Origin of the sequence: Paenibacillus sp. FSL H7-0735 (genome assembly GCF_038008505.1) — a bacterium.
In the GTDB taxonomy this organism is placed as follows: Bacteria; Bacillota; Bacilli; order Paenibacillales; family Paenibacillaceae; genus Paenibacillus_AQ; species Paenibacillus_AQ odorifer.
Window position 1 is genome coordinate 3,489,737 of the sequence record NZ_JBBOZH010000001.1, and the last position, 21,542, is coordinate 3,511,278.

The following is a 21,542-nucleotide window of genomic DNA, read 5'->3' on the forward strand; positions in this document are numbered from 1 at the left end:
TAACGAAAATCATCGTCTATGATAAGGACGAGTTGTACATATTATCAAATTAGTAATAGTTAGGGAGGAATACTCAGAAGTGAGCACTTCATCATTACCTCAACGTTCCAATGCACGCAATAAGAAACCTGTTAAGAAACCAATAAAAAAGCGTAAGAAACGGAGTTTTTTTCGCACCTTATCCAAAGTTTTTTTATTCTGCTTATTCTTAATGATCGCTGCTGGTGGATGGCTTTATTTTGCACCCTCGGCTCAGAACTTACGTTATACGATCGCAGATACGCTAATTACAACACAACATCGCTATATGGCTAAATATATTATAGGTGAAGATCAACTGAAGGAACGGGTAACCGAGTATACCGCCCGCTTTGAAGAGATGGGGGACGAAATAGATACACATACGATCGCTCCCGAACCTGAGGTGGTAGAGAAGCCACTTGTCGAGATTGAGAATGTCTCAGGCAGTGGTTATACCGGATATGTAATGATTGTTAATGATCCAACCAAAGTCCGGCTAGGAATACCTAATAAGATTGGTTCAGGTGAAAAAGTAACCAGTATGGTGAAGCGTACAGGCGCTATCGCCGGAGTTAACGGTGGTGGGTTCGCTGATCCGAACTGGAAAGGTAACGGTTTTAAACCTATAGGAATTGTAGTCTCTCAAGGTAAATTATATTACAACGGTCTAGGCGGTAAAAAATCTACACAGATTGTTGGTCTTGATAAACAAGGAAAAATGGTTGCCGGGAATTATACACTAGATGAGATTAGTAAAATGGGGGTTCAGGAGGCAGTTACTTTTAGCCCGCGGCTAATCGTCAATGGCAAAGGATTGATTAAGAATGCAGCGGAAGGTTGGGGGATTGCACCTAGAACAGCAATGGGTCAGCGGGCAGATGGCGCTATTATTTTTGTGGTAATTGACGGTCGACAGCCTACTTATAGTATTGGAGCAAATCTCTATGATGTGCAGCAAATTTTGCTTAAGCATGGAGCCGTGATAGCGGCTAATCTTGATGGTGGATCTTCTACGGTACTTGTAAAAGACAATGAGATTATGAATAAACCTTCATCCCAATATGGTGAGCGGTATTTGCCTACAGCCTTTTTAGTTTTTGAGCATCCAGAACAGGTTGATATGCCAAATATTTGGAAAGGACTAGATCCTGCCAAGATTGATGCTGGGAAAAAGAGAACACAATAAGTACGCGTTATTGGGCACCTGAAAAGGATTATCTTGGAATGAGAGATGTATTTATGCTACGATATCAGCTAGTATGAAACAGAATGCAGTACGAATAGGTCTGGAACAGGGGGAATAGGAGTGACGTTGCAGCAGCTCCGCTACGCTATCGAAATTGCAAATAGTGGCTCCATGAATGAGGCGGCAAAGAAGCTCTTTGTTTCTCAACCGAGCCTGTCCAACGCTATTAAAGAGCTTGAAAATGAACTTGGGATTACCATCTTTGAGCGGACGAACCGTGGAATAAGCATTTCTGTAGAAGGAATGGAATTTCTCGGATATGCCCGTCAAATCATTGAACAAACAGAGCTTATGGAGAATCGTTATACTGGGAAAAAGCGTAGCCCAATCTATTTTTCCATTTCGACTCAGCATTATGCTTTTGTGGTAGATGCTTTTGTGAGTCTCATGAAGCAAAGTGATGTCTCAGAGTACAACTTCAGCTTGAGAGAGACGCAAACCTACGACATCATCGAAGATGTGCGTACCCTCCGTAGCGATTTAGGGATTCTTTATATTAACGAGAGCAACTATAAGCATATGAATAAGCTGTTCAGTGATGGTAATCTGAAATTCACGCCACTCTTTAATACCGACCCACATCTTTATGTCAGAACTGAACATCCGCTTGCCCAGAAGGAAAGGATTTCGCAGGACGATATTTTACCTTTTCCGTATATTACTTTTGAACAAGGTGAGAACAATTCACTTCACTTCTCGGAGGAAATGTTAAGTTTTTCTCAGATTGAGAAGAATATTAAAGTGAATGACCGGGCAACCTTGACCAATTTATTAATGGGCACGGACGGTTATACGGTGGGTACAGGAATCATGGCATCCGATCTGAACGGTAATGGACTGAAGACGATTCCATTTGAGAGTAATGAAGTATTCACGGTTGGTTGGATTGCACATAAAGATCGCAGACCTAGTGTGATGGCATCCAAGTATATAGAAATCTTAAATGACTTGGTTTCCGGAAGTTATTTTGATCTAAATCATTTTTTACTATAGCTGTAGGAGGATCGGTATGATTAGACCCGTAACTGGCACCCAGAGAAATGCTCCACCCTTTCGCTATGATATCGTCGGCAGCTTCTTGCGTACGGAAGAAATTAAAGCAGCCCGCCTCCAATATGAGAATGGTGAAATCACAGGAAGTGAGCTTTATGAAATAGAGAATATTGAGATTGCTAAACTACTGGAACTAGAAAAGGAAGTAGGATTATTAGCAGTTACAGATGGTGAATTTCGCCGTTCCTGGTGGCATCTTGATTTCTTTGTTGGAATTAAAGGAACTGAAAAAATTAACTTAAACCAAGGGAGTGGAAGAGCGGAAACGGTTCAGCGCGCGGAATCATTCCGAATTGTTGACCGAATTTCCTTTGAAGATCATCCGATGCTCCAGCAATTTATCAAGCTCAAGCAAATGGCGGGAGACCGAATACCCAAAATGACGATTCCTTCACCTGCATTATTTCACTTTGTGGAGGAGTTTAATGGAAATGAAGTTTACCCTGATAAGGAAACTTTATTTCAAGATATCATAGCGGTTTACCAAACTGCGATTCAAGCATTTTACGATGCAGGCTGCCGTTACCTCCAGTTAGACGATACAACTTGGGGAACGCTGAGCAGTGGTAGACATCGCGCACATTTACGCAGTAGAGGTACAGATCCAGATCAGTTAGCAAAGGATTATGTTAGGCTGATTAATGAGAGTATTGCGAAGCGTCCGCATGATATGACCATCGCTCTGCACGTATGCCGAGGTAATTTTCGCTCCACTTGGTTCGCTGCTGGTGGTTATGAGCCTGTTGCCGAGGTGCTTTTTTCCAATACAAAAGTTGATGCCTTTTTCTTGGAATATGATAATGAACGAGCTGGTGATTTCGAGCCTTTACGATTTATTAAAGACCAATTTGTAGTGTTGGGATTAGTGACAACCAAACATGGGGGTCTGGAGAGTAAAGAGCAGCTTAAGGCAAGGATCGAAGAAGCCGCGCAATATGTAGATATTGAGAAGCTGTGCCTAAGTCCCCAGTGTGGATTTGCTTCTACGGAGGAAGGAAATATTCTAACCGAAGAAGAGCAGTGGGATAAAGTACGCCTTGTGATCGAAACCGCCCGAGAGGTCTGGTTATAATTAAATAAGCTAATTTGGTGGCCTGCTATAGCGTAAGCTTATGGTAGGCCATAGTTTTTAGGAGTTACCCTGTCCTGATTGTACAGTGCTATAGTGAATTCAACAGAAAAGCACAGACAATGAAGGAGGACGAACCCCTATGAGTACCATCCAAAAAGGAAATCAAAGAACTGAAGTGCCATTCAGAGTAGATATCGTTGGCAGCTTCTTACGTCCGGAAACGATTAAGAGAGCTCGTGTCCAATATCAAAATAATGAAATCTCCGCTGATGAATTGCGCAAGGTTGAAGATACAGAGATTACCAGAGTCGTGAAAAGACAAAAAGCGGTCGGATTAAAAGGTGTAACGGATGGAGAGTTCCGCCGCTCTTGGTGGCATTTAGATTTTATGTGGGGCATTGAAGGGGTAACAAAGAAAGTCAGCCCAGTGGGCTACCTGTTTAATGGTGTAGAGACTAGAGCGGAAACTGCAGAATTATCCGGAAAAATCCGTGGGACTAACCATCCGATGATCGCTGACTACAGACAATTGGTTAGCATAGCGGGAAATGATGTAGTAGCTCGCCAAACGATTCCTTCGCCAGCGCAGTTCCTTGCTGAACTTCAGCGCAATCAAAAGACAACTGTAGCGGTTTACAACAACCAGGATGAACTAGTGGCTGATATTGCTGCAGCTTATCGTGAAGTTATTCGCGACTTCTATGAGGCAGGTTGCCGTAATCTGCAATTGGACGACTGCACATGGGGGATGCTCTGTGATAAAGGATATTGGGAAGCTCGTCAAAAAGAGGGTGTAGATGTTAACGAAATCGCTAAGCTATACGCATTTGTAAATAACGAAGCGATAAAAGATCATCCAGCAGATATGGTAATTACGATGCATGTATGCCGTGGGAACTATGCGTCCACTTGGGCAGCATCCGGCGGATACGAGCCTATCGCAGAAGTGTTATTCGGAGCGGTGGATGTAGATGGTTTCTATCTGGAGTTCGATACGGATCGGGCCGGAGATTTTGCACCCCTTAGATTTATTAAAGATCAACAAGTGGTTTTAGGTTTGTTCAGTTCGAAGTCAGGTGAGCTTGAGAATAAAGAAGAAATCATAGGACGGATTAAAGAAGCTTCGCAATATGTGGATATCAATCAGTTGTGCCTGAGCCCACAATGTGGTTTTGCCTCTACGGAAGAAGGAAACCATCTGACAGATCAACAACAATGGGACAAACTGCAGTTTATTAAAGAGATTGCAGATGAAATATGGCAGTAATCTATAAAAAATTAGCAGGCTCCTGATTGAATCAGAAGCCTTTTTCTATGCGTATTGTGACAGCTTAGAGGATTAACCTACTACTGCACTTTACTAGAGCTATCGAAGAAGGGTATAATAAGTAACAATTGTTTTTAATTCATGTTGAAAGAGAGCGGGAACAATATGGGTCGTAAGTGGAATAATATTAAAGAAAAGAAAGCTTCCAAAGACGCAAACACAAGTCGTGTTTATGCAAAGTTTGGCGTTGAGATTTATGTAGCAGCAAAGAAGGGTGAACCCGATCCAGAAGCGAACCGGGCTCTGAAAGTTGTATTAGAACGTGCAAAAACTTACAATGTACCAAAAGCGATCATTGACCGTGCGCTTGATAAAGCTAAAGGCAGCGCTGAAGAAAATTATGAAGAGCTTCGTTATGAAGGATTTGGACCTAGCGGTTCAATGATCATCGTTGATGCGCTCACAAATAACGTTAATCGGACAGCTCCATTGATCCGTTCAACCTTCAGTAAGAATGGCGGAAATATGGGTGTCAGCGGATCAGTAGCTTACATGTTTGACTCTACGGCCGTTATAGGTGTGGAAGGTAAAACTGCTGATGAAGTAATTGAAATGATGTTTGATGCAGAACTTGATGTACGCGATGTGCTGGAAGAGGATGATGCAGTAATTGTTTATGCAGAGCCTGATCAGTTCAATGCAGTGCAAGAAGTATTCAAAAATGCAGGCATCACTGAATTTACTGTTGCTGAGTTAAACATGCTTCCACAAAACTATGTGGCACTCCCAGAAGATGCTCAAGCTCAATTCGAGAAATTGATTGATGCTTTGGAAGACCTGGAAGATGTTCAACAAGTGTATCATAACGTAGATTCAGAAGAAGAATAATTTAAGTTTTATAAAGGGCGATGGAGTTCGCCATAACTGTCTCTCTGAGACTAATGACTCCTACCAGTGTGAGCTTCCCTGGTAGGGGTCTGTTTTATTGTTGTGACTAATTTATTTTGTCCTTAGGAGCTGTCGAGATGAATCCATGGTCTACCCGATGGTTTGAAATCACTAAGAAGCGAAGTTATTTTGCACTTTGGAGTACTTTTATCAAATGGATTGTGCTTGGTAGTGTGGTTGGCATTTTATCCGGCACCGCCTCTGCTTTTTTTCTGAAAAGCTTGGATTACGTTACAGATGTACGTTTAGAGCATCCGTGGCTACTTTATTTGTTGCCTCTTGGGGGAGTACTTGTTAGTTTCTTATATATGCGATATGGCAAGAACAGTTCTAAAGGCAATAACCTCATTCTAGAACAAATTCAGGACGGACAAGAAACCATACCTTTGCGAATGGCTCCATTGGTGTTGTTCGGAACATTAGTAACCCACTTATTCGGTGGATCCGCTGGGCGTGAAGGGACAGCTGTTCAAATGGGCGGAAGCCTTGCGGAATGGTTCGGAAAGCTGATTAAAATCAGTCCTATTGATCGCAAAATATTGTTAATGTGCGGAATTAGCGGTGGTTTTGGATCTATATTCGGCACTCCACTAGCAGGAACTTTGTTTGGTCTAGAGGTAGTAACCATTGGACTTATTAGTCAACAGGCATTACTTCCATGTTTTGTGGCTAGCTTTGTTGGTGATCTGGTCACCACTCGATTGTGGGGCGTTCATCATACACACTATGTAGTGAATGAATTTCCAGCCTTAAGTTTAATGATTATTCTAAAAGTGGTATTGGCCTCTGTAATTTTTGGTCTCGTGAGTATGCTTTTCAGTGAACTGACTCATTTTCTAAAAAGAATCTTCACCGCCATGATAAGCAATCCAATGATAAAAGGTGCAGTAGGTGGATTAATTATCATTGCCTTAGTATTCCTTGTAGGGTCTCGTGATTACTTAGGCCTCGGAATTCCATTAATCAAGGATTCTTTTGAGGGAGATATCTCACCGTTCGCTTTTTTATGGAAGCTGATCTTTACTGCCTTTACCTTAGGAACAGGATTTCAGGGTGGTGAGGTTACTCCGTTATTTGTGATTGGTGCCACACTAGGCAATGCTTTGGCTGAAATATTACATGTGTATGGACCCTTTTTAGCTGCCCTCGGTTTTATTGCTGTCTTCTGTGGAGCTACTAGCACGCCTATCGCTTGCTTTTTAATGGGGATCGAGCTGTTTGGTTCGGAAGGAGCCATATACATGTTTATCGCTTGTGTGGTGAGTTATTTATTCTCCGGACATAGTAGTATTTATACTTCACAGCTTATCGGTGTATCGAAGAGCCAGTTCATTACAATTCCTCAAGGAACTAGGATCGGTACGGTCAAACGCACCCGCAAAAAATAAGAGGACCTCTCGGATGATGGTTGACAAGTAACGGCATGCGTTTTAAACTGTTACCAAACGAAGGGATGGTTCAACATGATTCATGTGGAAACTGAAAAATTATATACCAGAAGCTGCTCCGAACAATCGGATACAAACGATGAAACGTTGTCCGGAGCTTAATCAAAAAGCGAATCGCTTTTTATATCATCGAAAGATAGCTAGGTCATTTTAGTGTGATTATTCATGCTTATTTGATTACGCCATCTTCCGATGTTAATGATTAAGAGGCTGTAGACAATTTTCGTCTACAGCCTTTTGTGTTTGTAATGTTCAGTTTCCAAACTGACAATTATCTATTTGTGCCGTCTATTCGTGCACGGATAAGCAGAAGGCTTGCGCCCAAGGGCGCGGTGTCTTCTGCTTTTTTTGTGCTTAAAAACAATTATAGAAAAGAGGAAAGTAAATGAGTTTACTTGAGGTTTCTAATTTATCACATGCTTTTGGAGATAAAGTGCTGTATAAACAGGTTTCTTTGGAAGTCTACAAAGGGGAGCATGTAGGTGTGGTGGGTCAGAATGGAACAGGGAAAAGCACATTAATTGGTATTCTGACGGGCGAGGTGATCCCTGATGGTGGAACGATTAAATGGCAGCCCAATATCAAAATAGGCCATCTTGATCAATACGCGGTTATTGATGGGTCAAGTACAGTTCAAAGTTATTTAAGGCGAGCGTTCACTGAATTATACAAAATGGAAGAAAAGATGAATGCACTTTATGCGGAATGTGCAGTTACTGGCAATGAAGTGCTTTTGCAGAAGGCAGCAGACCTTCAGGAACGACTCGAGGCGCTCAACTATTATTCTATCGAGAGCAATATCAGTAAAGTGGTTACGGGGCTAGGATTAAACGCAATGGGGATGGACCGTCCTATTGATCAGCTTAGTGGGGGGCAGCGAACCAAAGTTATATTGGCAAAGCTGTTGCTTGAACAACCTGATGTGTTATTACTCGACGAGCCCACCAATTATCTCGACACCACGCATATTAACTGGCTTGCTGAATATCTGATAGCGTTCGATCAAGCCTTCATTGTGGTCTCTCATAACTATGCTTTTCTCGATAAAATATCAACAAGCATTTGCGATATTGAAGGGGAAACGATTAAGAAATATCATGGCAAATATGCTGATTTTTTGAGACAGAAGGAGCATTTTCGCGAGAGCCATATCCGGCAGTACCATGCACAGCAGAAAAAAATTGAAGCCACTGAGCAATATATCCGGAAAAATGTTGCTGGTGTTAATTCTAGAATTGCCCGTGGCCGTCAGAAGCAGCTGGATCGTATGGAGAGAGTCGCTGCACCGACGTTTGTCACTAAAGCATCTATCCGTTTTCAAGAGCTTCCTGTTAATGCACAAGTTGCGCTTAGAGTAGACCATCTGGTGGTTGGTTACGTCAAACCGCTGCTGCCCAAATTAACATTTTCGATTCGAGGAGGACAAAAGATAGTCATTACAGGCTTTAACGGCATCGGAAAATCAACATTGCTGAAAACATTAGTTGGTCAAATCTCCTGTGTTGCCGGGGCTTTCCGCTTTGCCGAACAAGTCTCTATTGGTTACTACGAGCAAGATTTAATTTGGGAAAACGATAACATGACACCTATTGAAATCGTCTCATCGTTTTATCCAAAATTGACTATTAAGGAAATACGTCGTCATCTAGCATTATGTGTTGTAAAAGATAGTCACGTTACACAGCCTATCCGTACACTCAGCGGTGGCGAACAATCTAAAGTTAAGCTGTGTCTTTTATTGCTTACAGCATGTAATTTCTTAATCTTAGATGAGCCCACCAATCACTTAGATGCCGAAACAAAAGATGCTTTACAGAATGCTTTAATCCAATTTAAAGGTACAGTGATTCTGGTTTCTCATGAGGAGCAATTTTATCAAGGGTGGGTGGATCGTGTAATCAATATTGTGGATGAAAATAGAAATAGAGAACTAAAGTATAGCCATAGATAAGGTTAACTAGTAACATGAAGCTGTTCCAAATTAATACAATCGTCTTCAAATGGCTTCCTGGTTTAAGTGGTTTAAGTGAATATTAAGGAGGGTTCCAATCAGACATGTACATTAATAAATCTTCGTTAGCTCAGTTTGCTCAGGGCAATAAGATCTCAGATGTAACCATGGATAGATATCTTACACAATATTTAGATCTTTACGATAAGGTAGAACCACACGTGCGTGCTTTCGTGCCAGAGGAGAACCGAGCAGATAGAATAAAAAATGAAGTGGCTGGGGTAAGAGAGAAGTATTCAGAAATTCCTAAACCATCGCTATATGGAATACCTGCTGGAATCAAAGATTTAATTCACTTAGATGGGTTGCCTACCCGTGCAGGGTCGAACCTCCCCTCACAAGCTTTGACGAAGTCTGAAGGCAGTTTTATTCAAAAGCTTCGGCAAAAAGGGGTTTGGTTCACCGGCAAAACAGTGACGGAGGAATTTGCTTATGCCGGACCTATCACAACCCGCAATCCTCATCAGCTGGATCATACGCCTGGCGGTTCTAGTGCAGGCTCTGCTGCTGCGGTTGCCGCGGGCATCTGTCCATTTGCGATAGGTACACAAACTTTGCGTTCTGTTATGGCACCTGCTTCATTTTGCGGAGTGGTCGGCTTTAAACCTAGTTATGCGCGTATCCCTATAGATGGTGTCCAATTGATGTCGCCATCTTTTGATACGTTTGGATTTTTCACTCAGGATATGGAGGGTATGGACTTTCTCGCCGCTGAGCTTGTAACGGGATGGAGACCTTTTAAAGAAGCTCGTAAACCTGTACTGGGGATACCCGAAGGTGTGTACATGACATTATTGGAGGATGACACCAAGATAACCTTTCAGAAGCAGCTTAAGAAGCTTGAGGAAGCAGGGTTCAGCATAAAAACAGTTGCGATGCCGTGGGAAGATAGCTTTATCTACGGAGATGCCATGGTGAGGTTTGTACATGGAGAAATGGCGCAAGTCCATGATCCACTATTTGATGTTTATAAAGATCTTTATGATGATACCGTACGGCAGGCTATTTTATCTGGACGAACCATTACTGAGGAAGAACTGGAAGGATATCGTAGCGGACAACTCAAGCTCAGAAATGATCTATTAGATGTGCAGAAGTCACAGGGGATTGATCTGTGGGTTTCGCCGGCTCAGGCAGGAACAGCTCCGCTGTGGGGAACACGAACCGGATGGACCGGAATGACGGCCATTTGGTCATATGCTGGAGCGCCTGCGGTGAGTATTCCAGCTGCCACTATAAATAACATGCCATTAGGGTTTCAATGTATCGGGGCATATGGTAGGGATGAAGAGTTAATTTATTGGAGTAAAGTGGTTTCTTTAGCGCTTCAGTGATTCTATGGCTTTAGAAATGGAAGGTGTTAAGTTGAACGATCAAAGTATTGTGTTTCCTGCGTTGCATACAGAAAGAATTGAATTGCGGATTTTAAATCTAGAGGATGCAAATGTAGTCTTTAGACATTTTTCTGATGAAGAAGTAACTAGATATATGGACATTGAGCCCTGCAAAGATCTAAAAGAAGCTGAAGAGATCATTCAGTATCATTTGGACGATTCGGGTTGTAGATGGGGAATGTTCGAAAAAGCGAATAATGAGTTTATCGGCACCTGCGGATATCATTATTTAAGAAGAGTAGGCAATGAATTTACAGCAGAGGTAGGCTATGATTTATCCAGAGCGTTCTGGGGCAAAGGCTACATGTACGAAGTGATGAAAGAGATTATTGATTTGGGATTCTTGAAATTGGGGTTTACTAGTATTGACGCTACAGTTGAGCCAGAGAATGTTAGATCCTTAATGCTGCTAGAGCGATTAGCGTTTGAGCAGGACGCTGAACTTCGTGATCAATTGTTGTATTTTGTTCTAAAACGTAATCGGTAGATTACACAGTAGGTCTTCGTTTTATTTGAAGATCTACTTTTTTTTGTATAAAGTGAGAGTTTTTTAAATAGGGATCGTCTATACAGTATCGTGCTTCAAGGAGGCTTCAAGGTGAAGGGACATGTACCGAAAGTTGAAAAAGAGGATGAGAGGCTATGGATCCAAAATATTCTCGATGGACATAAAGAAGACTATTCGTATCTTGTAAATCGATATAAGAATAAAATTTATGGGCTTATGCGAGGAATGGGAGCCAATCATCAAGATGCACAAGACATAACGCAGGAGACTTTTATTAAAGCTTACCGCAAGCTGGCCTCACATGATTTGGATAAGAATTTTGCGGCGTGGCTATATGCTATCGCGACTAATTTACTGAAGGATTTGTGGAAAAAAGACCGACCAACAGCGAGCTTGCCGGACAACAATGCCGAACATTCTCTTTCAGATAATCCAGAAGAAGAATTAATGCGATCGGAGCATCGCACAGAGCTGCTTCACCTGATGCAGAAGCTCCCGTCTAATTATCGTACGGCTTTACTGCTTCGTTATACCAATGATTTAAGCTACGAAGAAATGTGTATGGTTCTAGATGTTCCATTAAGCAAGATTCAAAATGATTTATACCGGGCTAAACAGCGTTTGAAGCAGCTAATTACACTCCAGGAGGTGAAGACCGATGAGGTGCTTAAATTCCTATGAGATCGAAGAATATATTTTAAGCAAATCTATCTTACGAGATCAAGCCGTAGCTGAACATATGGCAACTTGTACGCATTGTAATATGATCTACGAAGCAGAGCTTGAAGAACAAGCTGAATGGTCGCAGGCTATGTATGAAGAGCGCTTACCAGATTCATTTACTGCTCAAGTAATGGCTTCTTTGGAACAAGTTGAGCTTGAGGAATTTACTCCAACACAAAGGAATCGCAAGCATCCGAAGCGCAATAAGTTGCTGAGATTATTTATGGGCGCGGCGTTGTTACTGGTTGTACTAAGTGCCGTGATCTTATATTCCGTTCCTACACTGGCAGAGACTTTACGTTCTCTTTTTGTAAAAAACAACATGGACATTGGCCTTCTACGAGCACAAGAATTTGGGTTAGTAGAACATCCTAATATTAAGGTGAAGGATAAGGGCTACACTATCAAAATAGATGAAGCGGTGGCAGATCCTACACGGGTAATTGTTGCGTTACAGTTGTTTGGACCGGATGGAAAGCATGATAAAAAACGCTTGGCCCTTAATGATGGGAACAGTATTGCGATTAAGGATGATCAAGGGAAGGTTGTTGGGGAGTTATACGATATAGGATTTACCAGTGACTTTTACTATTTGATCGCTAATTTCACTGAACCTCTGCAAACTGATCGAATTACGGTCGAAGGTCATATTACTGAATTGGGAAGTGAACGCAAGAACATCCCTACTCTTAAAGGCGATTGGAATTTCAATTTTTCGATGGATATGACGGAAGCGAATAAACAAACGACCTCCATGCCACTAACGGGTAGCTACACCTCCCCGGACGGTTTAACTGTGACCTTGAATAAATTAACTCATATGGTGCAAGGTGTTCGTTTTGAGTTCGATACTCAATTGAGTGAAGAGGCGTTGACCCGTTCTCCAGGCGAACTATGGAAGCAACAAGGTTTGAAATTCCATTTTGAGGATACAGTAGGAGAAGAGATTCACAGTGTTAATGCTAGAAAGTTTCCTAATAAGAACAGCGTTATGTCCTACTCTAACATTCCCGGGGCAACAAAGGGACTTATGCACTGGAGCTATACGTTTAAATATTTACCACAGGATACGCCTTATACTTTCGTATTGGATGGATATTTTATCCCAGAGAAGGATGGTTCTAGTGTGCAATTTGAGCCAGCCAAGTTGAAAGAACATCCGATTCCCTTTGCTTTTGACGGGGATGAGCTGATGTTAAATGATTTTATAGTGGAATCGTCTCCCGATAACAATGTATCAGCGAAGGAAGGTGTATTACATTTTAGCGGAAGATTGAAAAATGAATTTATGAATGATGAATGGATGTTCAAGACAATGGATGGCAAGGAATACAAACTCACTAAACAAGGAGCGCATTCTATCAAAGGGGAAGGATGGAAGGATGGATATATTATAATTGTTCAATCTCAGTCAAATAATCAAAAGAAATATTTCCAATTCCGTGCCGAAGGCCTTACACAAATTCCCGAGCAGCTTCAATTAATACGCACGATAAACAATCGAATGTATACTAATGTAGACTGGTCCGTTCCTATCATGGAAGCTAGCAAAAAAGAGTAAATATAGTTATTTGGTTTCCGGATTGTACAAGCAAATAAGGGGGAATAAGCATCTCATATACTATCACAATCGAAAAGAGGTGGTAGTTTATGACTGCTGCAGAGAAGAGAAAAATTCAAAGAGCTTTGAACGCATTGCGTAAGCAAAGAGTGATTCTGAAAGAAAGTCTTAAAAGAATTGAAGCCATTCTTTGCAGGTTGCCTATTGGCAGTCGTGAAAGATTTGAATTGTTAGCAGTAAGAGACTCAATAGTAGAAGCGCTTCGACTAAATGCAATTGCCATTAGAAATTTAAAAGATGCTACTTGTTCTTGTTAATTACCCTAATACCAGTTCTACGCAGCTTTTGCGTGGAGCTGGTTTTTTTGAAATAATAAGATTCACACTATCCGTTATGATACTATAAACTTAATATGTCGATAACGTAAAAAAGAGAGGAAACCATTTATGACCAACAAATTATACTACAATTCAACATACCTGACTGATTGGCAAACCCGTGTGACTGAAACCATAGAACGAGAAGATGGTCTTTATGTTCTTTTGGAGGAGACGGCTTTTTATCCGCATGGTGGTGGACAACCCTGTGATCTAGGATCTATTCAGGGAATTCCTGTGCTTGATGTAATCAGTGAGGAAGAGCTTGTACTACATAAGCTGGAACGTTTACCTAATGATGAATCGGTAGCTTGCCAGCTCGATTGGAATAGAAGATTTGACCATATGCAGCAGCATAGTGGCCAGCATTTGCTCTCAGCGGTTTGTCTAGAAAAACATAACTTTATGACCTTAAGCTTTCATTTAGGTGAGGATTATTGCACCATTGATATAGAAGTGCCAGAACTGAATGCTGGTCAACTGTCCTCGATAGAGAGAGAAGTTAATCGGCAGATTTACTTAAATCACAATATTCTCAGCTATTTCGTAACAGGGGAAGAGGCTTCACAGCTTAAATTGGTTAAACAGCCAAAAGTGACAGAGAACATCAGGATTGTTGAGATCAAAGATGTTGAATACAACGCTTGTGGGGGGACACATGTGTCCTCAACAGGTGAAATTGGAATGATTAAGCTTCTGAAAGCTGAAAAAATAAAAGGGAATACGCGGATTTATTTTAAATGTGGATACCGGGCTTTAGAGGAATTTAATACCAGTCAGCAAATCCTTGGTACACTATCTTCCAAATTCAATACAGGCAAAGATGAAATTATCGATCGAATTGAAAAATGGGAAAATGAACAAAAGCTTCTGCAAGCTGAAATTAACCTGCTTAAAGAAAAAAATGACGACTATGTCGTGCAAGAGCTTTTAAATGAGCAAGCGGGAAAGATAATCGCACAAGTATTTGAGGATAAATCGCTAAAAGATCTACAGAGCTTAGCTAATAAGCTGACTTCGAAATGTGATCTTCCTGTATTATTAGCTACTTCTGCGGAGAATAAGGTTGTGTTTGCGCAGAATGGGAGCCTGGAGATTTCCTGTGGAGCTTTTTTCAAAGCTCATCTAGGCAGCTACAACGGTAAAGGCGGGGGCAGCGATAAACTGGCGCAAGCAGGATTCCCAACTCGGGAGGATGCTTTGGCTTTTTATGAGTTTGCTAGAGGGTGAAATGAAACTTTTTCCATTATCTTCCGTCTAATTACATATGATTATAATGTCGAAGGAGACGGATAGAAATGAATAAATGGAAAGTAACGCTAGGGATCTTTGCTGTTTTGATTTTAAGTACTGGGTATGGATCGGCATCTGCGCAAGCAGACAAGCAAATTCAATTCAACTATAAAGAAATTGGAATCAGCAGTAAACAAGTCATCGCGGAGAATACAACTTTTGTACCTTTGAAATCACTTGCAGATGCTATGGGTTATACGTTATCGTGGGATCAAAAATTAAAAACGGCCAAGCTGGTACGTCCAGAGCGTGAAGTCATCTTCACTGCGGGTGCTACAACGTCAAAAGTGAACGGGGGAGCGATGGGATTAACAAAATCTCCACGTATCATAAAAGGTTCGTTGTACGTGCCATTGGTCTCTGCGGTCAGTGTACTTGGGGGTAAAGCGGGGCTAAATAAAACGGATGGAATTATCCACATCGTTGATGAACCTAGATTTGTTGCCGCTTCTGTAGAAGGAAGATCCTATTGGATATCTCAAAAAAACGGTGATTTATATTACCGGGCTACAGCAGCTGGGAAACCAGTAATTATTGGCCAACTACCGCTCAAGGGATCCGCTTACAATCATGGATTTGAGATCAAGAAATTTGGAAATGGCAAGTACTTGCTCCAGTTAACAGACAATCACTATGCTATGTTTAATGATTTCAGCAACAGCTATCAGGTACTAGTTCAAGCAGGTACAATAATTCAGCAAATGGATTATCATTATATGATCTCTGCTTATCCTCATGCGCCTCAAGTGCCCTCCACTCAGGTGTATATGACCGATGGGAAGAACGTTCAGTATATTACTAAGGATGGCGGTTTGGGCAAGTTGTTTGAGATGGAGAAATTAACCGGGGCAACCGGTGATTTCATAGTGGAGTACGCCGCGGAGGATGTGGCACTCGTTCGCTTATTAGATACAACACAATTATATATTGTCTACAGCAGTACAGGAGAAATCGTCAATCTCAGTGAACAACTGATTACTAGTGAGGATCGTAAAGAATGGGATAAAGTAAATGATGGCAGAGATCAATACATTCTGAGCAGAATGTTAGGGATGAAAAGCCGTAAGGGGAATGTACTGACCTTCACCTACACGCCAATCCTTGAGGAAAAAGCAAAAACAGTGACATATACACTTCAAGCGAAATAATTCGGAATCACATCAATATAATTAGTACAAAAAAAGAGCGATGTTGAACATCGCTCTTTTTTATGTATTTATGATTATTTCGTCGTCATCATACTTCCACCCTTAATCTGAACGGGTTGATCATTTATAGATACCCAAACATCTATGGCAGAATTGTTGCGGATAATCGTTTTGTCGGCACTTAATTTCAGTGAATACAGGGCAGTGACATAATCATAAATCTCAATATTAGTAGCGTACCAAATATCTGTATGTCCACCTGCTTGTTGGCAAAAGGTTTCGATTAGCTCCCAATTGTTCTGCTGTGCGAACTCATAGCTATGGCCCCAAACATAACAGAGTCTTAGTTTCTGGGAGGGTCCTTCCATTGTGAATCGCTCCCAAACCTGATGCAGATCTTCAATATGGTGGCAGGTTGGATGCCATTCCATGAAATTAAGAGGCATATCAAATTGTTTAGTAGAGTGAACAGTGCGGCTGTATTCAATTCCTACGGACTGAAGTGGTGCAATTATCTCCTGAGAGTATGTACCGTAGGGGTAGGACATGCCTCGCACTGGATAATCCACCAGCTTTTCCAATCGTTTACGGTCTTCGAACAGCTCTTCAATTACCATCGGTAAAGGAAGACGCTCTAGATGTGGGTGAGTAACGGAATGGGCGGACACTTCATGATTCCTGAGCGAATGCTTAACATCAGCGGGCGATAAGAACCCAGGTGCATTGATCATTGCACTATTTAAATGGAAGGTCCCTTTGATTCCATATTGATCAAAAATACCAGCCAAGCGGATATCGTGTTTCTGGCCGTCATCATAGCTCATAGTGAGCGCCTTAGATAATCCGCCTGGGAATAAGTTGAATTGAAGTTTCATGAATTCACACTCCTATAATTTGGTAATCTCGAAATTACTTCTTCCAATTATAAACAATTAACGTTATAATCAGATTCCACGTTTAAAAAGGAAAGAGTTTTCAGTGAAAAATATACACTTAAGGAGAGATGCTATCTGCCTGACTTTCTCTACGTTGTAAAACTGCTCTATGTAAAAGACAAAAGAAACTCACTTTTATATTTTATCACTAACCTGCTGAGCCCACCAATTCTATTTGCAGAGCTGTTCATAACGAAATATGTGGTTGACCTCATTCAGAACTTCACGACTAACGCCTACCTACATATCTTACTATTGGTAAGTTCACTGATGTTAATTTTATATCTGGCTGGCATCAATGGTTCTCTTCGAGCCATTTCTGTAACCAATTTAACGGCAACCAGTATTTATGAACTGGAACATAGTATTTTGGCTAAGACCTCTAAATTATCGACGGCTTAATTGGAAGACCCCGCAACAAAAACGATTAGAGAAAAAGCAAAACGGCTTTCCCTGATCGATTTATTAGATCAATGGACCGGAGTGACAATCCACTTTATAACATTAATCGCACTAATCGTAGTTCTATCCTGTTATGGCTTTTATATCCTGGCAGTGTTCATTTTAGTTGTACAAATTCTGCAGCTTTACCTCATGAGATGGATGTCTCGGAAAGTAGAGGCCATTTCAGCGAATCAAACCTCCTCTGTACGAATGATTAATTATATCGTTGATTTGCTGGTTAGTAGAAATACCCTCCCGGAAGTAAGAATGTACGGAATGTCCTCCTACTTGGTTACCACAATGAAAGAAATCTTCAATGGAAATTTCAAACAAATGCACCGAAAAGTTATTTTATCTGAGACCTTAAGCTTCTCCCAAAGTATAATAATGACTTTATTAAACGGGCTTACGATTGCTATTTTAGCAATTACGCTTGGAGGTAGCGGGCAGAGCGCCGGACTTTTCGTATTATTACTTCAGATATCTAGTCAATTATTTATTGTCATTCCTGCACTAACAAGGATGTATTCTGATCTGACCAAAAGTCGCTTGCGCTTCAATGAGTATAGTGCGTATTTGGAACTTGAAGAGCAAGTTCAAAGAGATCCGGAAGATTCCATAAGGAATACCGATGCGATGCAGATCACAATTCAGCAGTTGAATTATCGTTATGCAACCAATGCAGAGGACACGCTTAAAAATATAAACATGATCCTCAAACCTGGTGAACGAGTTGCTTTTGTAGGTGAGAATGGTTCAGGAAAATCCACGCTCATCAAGCTGATAGCAGGGTTATATCATCCAACAGCGGGAAACATCCAGTGGTTTAATGGAGAGCAGGAAGTTCTGGCTCATAACGTCACAAAGGGTGTGAGAGTTGTATTTCAGGATTTCACTAAATTACATAGACCAATTCGAGAAAACATAGCCATGGGGAATATTGCTGCCATGTATGACGATTCAAGATTATTAGCTGCGATGAGAAAAGCAGAAGCTGATTCCTATGGTGTTGCGTTGGACACTTTAGTAGGTCCACAGTTTGGGGGGATCGATCTGTCTGGTGGACAATGGCAAAGACTTGCGATTGCACGTGCTTATCTCAACAACGGCTCGCTTACGATTTTTGATGAACCTACTGCAGCCCTCGATCCTTACGCGGAACAGCAGGCGTTTGAAACCTTTATGAAATTAGGAGAGCAGCAGACCTCCATTATTGTGACACATCGGCTATATATGTCCAAATTTGTTGATAGAATTTTTCTGTTTGAGCATGGACAAATCGTTGAAAGTGGAACACATGAAGAATTAATGATTTTGGATGGTAAGTACAGGGGAATGTTTAACCGCCAGTCCTCTTTATATGGCTGAGAAAGGAGAGATTCTGCTGAGAAGAGACCTTAAGAATATTTTAACGATACTGGCACGGATGATTGGAATAAGTCCAGTAATCTCAACAATAACGATCATAGTTCCTATAATCAGTGGATTATTAACTTTTTACTCGTATTCTGTTCAAGTTCATATCATTAATGCAGTAGCTGCTGGTGCGATAACCTTTATTCCGATTCTATGGTTTGTTTTAATTCATGGAGTACAAGCCTGTTCATTGAGTATAACCAACATAATGAAAAGTCGAATGAATGCGGAACTAACTCTCGCTTTCCAATCCGAGCTGATAGATATTGCAAACCAAGTTGACTTTGAGGATTTTGATGATGAAGAGTTTGGGAACAAGCTGCAAAGAGCTAAAACAATAGTTGGAGAAGATTTAGAGGGAATTACTGGTTTTTTGGTGTCCAGTGTAGGAAATATCTCAGGACTTATAAGTATCATCTGGTTATCGGCTACAAGTGGATATTTTTTAGTCACACTGGTGGTGGGTTTAATGATCGTATCTACTTTATCTTTTCGAATGTTTACTGAGATTAAAGTTAGAAGAACAGGGCGAGAGCTTACTTTTGACGGAAGAATGGGGGATTATCTAGCTGTAACTTTGGAAGATCCTAATGCGATTAGGGAAATGCGAATCTATAACTCTATCTCCTATTTTACGGATCTCTGGGCAAAGCTTATGAAGAAGCAGCATGATAAAAGGTATAGTGCGAGGAAATTCGAAATCAAAACAGGGATGATTGTGGCTATGGTTCAGACGAGTGCTATTTTTATCGTATTGGTCTATCTGTTAAGTAAAATGGGGGAGTCAAATACAGTTATTGTGGGGACAATCTCAGTATTATTTCTGGCTTTGTTAACTTGTGGTGGTAAAATCATGAGTTTGACCTGGCCGCTAAGCAAGCTTTACATCAGCAGCAGTAAATTATATGACTTAAATGAAGTGCTTACCTATAAAAATAGAGATTTTCGAAAAAATAATATCAATAACAGCTCTGAAGCTATGCTTCCTATTACCGTTTCAAATGTCTATTTTAAATACGCCAAATCCAGTAAGTATGTTTTATCTAACATCAATATGGTCATAAAGCCCGGTGAGAAAATAGCCATCGTTGGAGAAAATGGAGCAGGAAAGTCTACCTTGATCAAATTGTTATTAGGGCAGTACACTGCTAGTTCTGGATCTATTTACTGGAAAGACAGTCCAGAACCTCAAGGTAAAGTATCCGTCGTGTACCAGCATTCTATTAAATTCGAACTGACACTAAGAGAAAACATCCTGTTGGGTGATGCCAAATCTTCGCCGGACGATGTGAAAATACTAAGTATTCTGGAAAAATGTGAGCTGATGGATTTGTTTTACGAATTAGGGGGACTAGATGTAAGGTTAGGTCAAATGCTTGAAGGAAGCAGGCAGCTATCAGGCGGACAGTGGCAAAAGCTGGCGATAGCGCGTGCGTTATATAATGATGCGGATCTTATAGTGTTTGACGAACCTACTTCTGCGATTGATCCGAATGCTGAGATGCAGATCTATACACAATTATTAGATATCTGCCAAGATAAAGCTGCGATCTTCATTTCACATAGACTGGGCTGGGCGAAAAATGTGGATACGATCTATGTTATTGATAATGGAAGTATAGCTGAAGTGGGGCAGCATCAAGACTTAATAAATAATAAAGGGATTTATGCAGATATGTACGCTTTACAATCATCTTGGTATAACTAAAAATGCTTAGCATAGTAGTTTTCACCTTAATTATATTCATGAGGTTTACTAAAAAAATCCACAGCAAATTTATTTTTAATTGAACAATTTCGGTATTTTGACTTCTTCTGCCTAAGGAGAGAGGGAGGGTGAAGGTGATTCCTAGTCCCATTTCTACTAGGGTTTGAATGGCGCTTACTTCTTCAAGCTCGAACGTAATTTGAGGTTCAAATCCAGCTTGTCGGCAAAATTCATCTGAAATTTCACGGAAATTATATCTAGAAGATAAAGAAATGAAATTCTCACCTGCAGCTTCTATCAAAGAAATACTCTTTCGATTAGCAAAGTGATGGTTCTTGGGCACAGTTAAACATAATTCTTCTTCTGCTAAGGTATGCCACTCGATATCTGGTCCGGTAACAGGTGTAGATGATATGCAAAAATCAATCGCTGCACTCTCTAAATCATTTCTCATTTCTAACGCAGAGCCAAGCTGGCGTTGGATGATCCGTACATGCGGATGAAGGGTAAGAAATTCTTTTAGTAAAGTGGGCAATACATACGGGAGTGTGGCCGCAATAGAAATTACACCATGTTCAAGTCCAGCCATATCTGTGAGCTCACGCTGTCCTTCTTCAAGTTCCATAAAAGCTTGCTCGACACGTTGCAGATAGGTTTTGCCGAATTCGTTCAATTTTATATTTCTGCCTTGTCGCTCGAATAAGGGAACACCTAAGTTTTTCTCTAAACGCTGTATGGAATTACTAAGGGAGGGCTGAGATACATTTAATTCTTTTGCGGCCTTAGTCATGTGTTCATGGCGTGCAACTGCCTGGAAATATTGAAGCTGAAGGAATTCCATAACAAAAACCTCACTTTACTTATAACTCTAATGTGATCTATCGATCATATAATATGTATTTTACTTAATTAATTTTCAGTCCTATACTATTGTAACATATAAAAAGTTATAGGTAGGATGGAGAGAGT

Annotated in this window: 19 protein-coding genes and 1 riboswitch; of the genes, 17 read left to right on the forward strand and 2 right to left on the reverse strand. The window is 40.9% G+C overall.

Features of this window, described 5'->3' with window-relative positions; all coding sequences use genetic code 11:
* Window positions 1-79: 79 nt before the first annotated feature.
* From NSS82_RS15920 to NSS82_RS15985, 14 genes are all read left to right on the forward strand, one after another.
* Window positions 80-1,207, forward strand: coding sequence for a phosphodiester glycosidase family protein (locus tag NSS82_RS15920; protein ID WP_076184510.1), 1,128 nt, complete (start codon window positions 80-82; stop codon window positions 1,205-1,207).
* 120 nt (window positions 1,208-1,327) lie between these two features.
* Entirely contained in the window at window positions 1,328-2,260 is a 933-nt protein-coding gene (locus NSS82_RS15925; RefSeq protein ID WP_036678100.1) for a LysR family transcriptional regulator, read from the forward strand.
* A gap of 16 nt (window positions 2,261-2,276) precedes the next feature.
* The gene (locus NSS82_RS15930; RefSeq protein ID WP_036678098.1) at window positions 2,277-3,392 is read left to right on the forward strand and encodes a 5-methyltetrahydropteroyltriglutamate--homocysteine S-methyltransferase; all 1,116 of its coding nucleotides are present in this window, start codon (window positions 2,277-2,279) and stop codon (window positions 3,390-3,392) included.
* Between the two features lie 139 nt (window positions 3,393-3,531).
* On the forward strand, window positions 3,532-4,659 hold the full coding sequence (locus tag NSS82_RS15935; RefSeq protein WP_076272513.1) for a 5-methyltetrahydropteroyltriglutamate--homocysteine S-methyltransferase: 1,128 nt from the start codon (window positions 3,532-3,534) through the stop codon (window positions 4,657-4,659).
* Window positions 4,660-4,824: 165 nt separating this feature from the next.
* On the forward strand, window positions 4,825-5,547 hold the full coding sequence (locus NSS82_RS15940) for a YebC/PmpR family DNA-binding transcriptional regulator (RefSeq protein WP_036678376.1): 723 nt from the start codon (window positions 4,825-4,827) through the stop codon (window positions 5,545-5,547).
* A 7-nt stretch (window positions 5,548-5,554) separates the two neighbouring features.
* Window positions 5,555-5,617: riboswitch (Fluoride riboswitch) on the forward strand.
* Window positions 5,618-5,684: 67 nt separating this feature from the next.
* Window positions 5,685-6,995, forward strand: coding sequence for a voltage-gated chloride channel family protein (locus NSS82_RS15945; RefSeq protein ID WP_076272514.1), 1,311 nt, complete (start codon window positions 5,685-5,687; stop codon window positions 6,993-6,995).
* A 445-nt stretch (window positions 6,996-7,440) separates the two neighbouring features.
* Complete coding sequence (locus NSS82_RS15950) at window positions 7,441-9,006, forward strand: ABC-F family ATP-binding cassette domain-containing protein (RefSeq protein WP_076105624.1); 1,566 nt, start codon at window positions 7,441-7,443, stop codon at window positions 9,004-9,006.
* A gap of 104 nt (window positions 9,007-9,110) precedes the next feature.
* Window positions 9,111-10,400 carry an amidase family protein gene (locus tag NSS82_RS15955; RefSeq protein WP_076105625.1) on the forward strand — a complete coding sequence of 430 codons (1,290 nt, stop codon included), beginning with the start codon at window positions 9,111-9,113 and terminating at the stop codon, window positions 10,398-10,400.
* Window positions 10,401-10,404: 4 nt separating this feature from the next.
* The gene (locus NSS82_RS15960) at window positions 10,405-10,947 is read left to right on the forward strand and encodes a GNAT family N-acetyltransferase (RefSeq protein WP_256718494.1); all 543 of its coding nucleotides are present in this window, start codon (window positions 10,405-10,407) and stop codon (window positions 10,945-10,947) included.
* A 111-nt stretch (window positions 10,948-11,058) separates the two neighbouring features.
* Window positions 11,059-11,649, forward strand: coding sequence for an RNA polymerase sigma factor (locus tag NSS82_RS15965; RefSeq protein WP_076105626.1), 591 nt, complete (start codon window positions 11,059-11,061; stop codon window positions 11,647-11,649).
* Window positions 11,627-13,252: a DUF4179 domain-containing protein gene (locus tag NSS82_RS15970; protein WP_052097022.1), complete on the forward strand. Its 1,626-nt coding sequence runs from the start codon at window positions 11,627-11,629 to the stop codon at window positions 13,250-13,252. The genes NSS82_RS15965 and NSS82_RS15970 overlap by 23 nt, the downstream gene beginning before the upstream one ends.
* Before the next feature lie 89 nt (window positions 13,253-13,341).
* A complete protein-coding gene (locus NSS82_RS15975) occupies window positions 13,342-13,569 on the forward strand; it encodes a hypothetical protein (protein ID WP_036678084.1) in 228 nt (75 codons plus the stop codon).
* Between the two features lie 129 nt (window positions 13,570-13,698).
* Window positions 13,699-14,859 carry an alanyl-tRNA editing protein gene (locus NSS82_RS15980; protein ID WP_038570821.1) on the forward strand — a complete coding sequence of 387 codons (1,161 nt, stop codon included), beginning with the start codon at window positions 13,699-13,701 and terminating at the stop codon, window positions 14,857-14,859.
* Between the two features lie 68 nt (window positions 14,860-14,927).
* Entirely contained in the window at window positions 14,928-16,070 is a 1,143-nt protein-coding gene (locus NSS82_RS15985; protein ID WP_038570823.1) for a copper amine oxidase N-terminal domain-containing protein, read from the forward strand.
* A 74-nt stretch (window positions 16,071-16,144) separates the two neighbouring features.
* Here NSS82_RS15985 and NSS82_RS15990 read toward each other — a convergent pair whose 3' ends face one another.
* The gene (locus NSS82_RS15990; RefSeq protein ID WP_076105627.1) at window positions 16,145-16,945 is read right to left on the reverse strand and encodes a polysaccharide deacetylase family protein; all 801 of its coding nucleotides are present in this window, start codon (window positions 16,943-16,945) and stop codon (window positions 16,145-16,147) included.
* Window positions 16,946-17,275: 330 nt separating this feature from the next.
* On the opposite strand from NSS82_RS15990, the gene NSS82_RS15995 reads away from it, so the two are divergent.
* From NSS82_RS15995 to NSS82_RS16005, 3 genes are all read left to right on the forward strand, one after another.
* A complete protein-coding gene (locus NSS82_RS15995) occupies window positions 17,276-17,407 on the forward strand; it encodes a hypothetical protein (RefSeq protein ID WP_341109830.1) in 132 nt (43 codons plus the stop codon).
* Window positions 17,408-17,749: 342 nt separating this feature from the next.
* Window positions 17,750-18,817 (forward strand): ATP-binding cassette domain-containing protein, encoded by a 1,068-nt coding sequence (locus NSS82_RS16000; protein WP_341109831.1) that lies wholly within the window; start codon window positions 17,750-17,752, stop codon window positions 18,815-18,817.
* Complete coding sequence (locus NSS82_RS16005; protein WP_076272517.1) at window positions 18,810-20,573, forward strand: ATP-binding cassette domain-containing protein; 1,764 nt, start codon at window positions 18,810-18,812, stop codon at window positions 20,571-20,573. Before NSS82_RS16000 ends, NSS82_RS16005 begins: the two co-directional genes overlap by 8 nt.
* On the opposite strand, the gene NSS82_RS16010 is transcribed toward NSS82_RS16005, so the two are convergent.
* A complete protein-coding gene (locus NSS82_RS16010) occupies window positions 20,467-21,414 on the reverse strand; it encodes a LysR family transcriptional regulator (protein WP_081386586.1) in 948 nt (315 codons plus the stop codon). The genes NSS82_RS16005 and NSS82_RS16010 overlap by 107 nt on opposite strands.
* Window positions 21,415-21,542: the final 128 nt, after the last annotated feature.

Excerpts from the sequence above, each read along its gene's own strand:
- NSS82_RS15930 (WP_036678098.1), top strand. The coding sequence starts at position 2,277 with ATGATTAGACCCGTAACTGGCACCCAGAGAAATGCTCCACCCTTTCGC.
- NSS82_RS15935 (WP_076272513.1), top strand. The coding sequence starts at position 3,532 with ATGAGTACCATCCAAAAAGGAAATCAAAGAACTGAAGTGCCATTCAGA.
- NSS82_RS15940 (WP_036678376.1), top strand. The coding sequence starts at position 4,825 with ATGGGTCGTAAGTGGAATAATATTAAAGAAAAGAAAGCTTCCAAAGAC.
- NSS82_RS15945 (WP_076272514.1), top strand. The coding sequence starts at position 5,685 with ATGAATCCATGGTCTACCCGATGGTTTGAAATCACTAAGAAGCGAAGT.
- NSS82_RS15950 (WP_076105624.1), top strand. The coding sequence starts at position 7,441 with ATGAGTTTACTTGAGGTTTCTAATTTATCACATGCTTTTGGAGATAAA.
- NSS82_RS15955 (WP_076105625.1), top strand. The coding sequence starts at position 9,111 with ATGTACATTAATAAATCTTCGTTAGCTCAGTTTGCTCAGGGCAATAAG.
- NSS82_RS15960 (WP_256718494.1), top strand. The coding sequence starts at position 10,405 with ATGGCTTTAGAAATGGAAGGTGTTAAGTTGAACGATCAAAGTATTGTG.
- NSS82_RS15970 (WP_052097022.1), top strand. The coding sequence starts at position 11,627 with ATGAGGTGCTTAAATTCCTATGAGATCGAAGAATATATTTTAAGCAAA.
- NSS82_RS15975 (WP_036678084.1), top strand. The coding sequence starts at position 13,342 with ATGACTGCTGCAGAGAAGAGAAAAATTCAAAGAGCTTTGAACGCATTG.
- NSS82_RS15980 (WP_038570821.1), top strand. The coding sequence starts at position 13,699 with ATGACCAACAAATTATACTACAATTCAACATACCTGACTGATTGGCAA.
- NSS82_RS15985 (WP_038570823.1), top strand. The coding sequence starts at position 14,928 with ATGAATAAATGGAAAGTAACGCTAGGGATCTTTGCTGTTTTGATTTTA.
- NSS82_RS15990 (WP_076105627.1), bottom strand. The coding sequence starts at position 16,945 with ATGAAACTTCAATTCAACTTATTCCCAGGCGGATTATCTAAGGCGCTC.
- NSS82_RS15995 (WP_341109830.1), top strand. The coding sequence starts at position 17,276 with ATGTTAATTTTATATCTGGCTGGCATCAATGGTTCTCTTCGAGCCATT.
- NSS82_RS16000 (WP_341109831.1), top strand. The coding sequence starts at position 17,750 with ATGAAAGAAATCTTCAATGGAAATTTCAAACAAATGCACCGAAAAGTT.
- NSS82_RS16005 (WP_076272517.1), top strand. The coding sequence starts at position 18,810 with ATGGCTGAGAAAGGAGAGATTCTGCTGAGAAGAGACCTTAAGAATATT.
- NSS82_RS16010 (WP_081386586.1), bottom strand. The coding sequence starts at position 21,414 with ATGGAATTCCTTCAGCTTCAATATTTCCAGGCAGTTGCACGCCATGAA.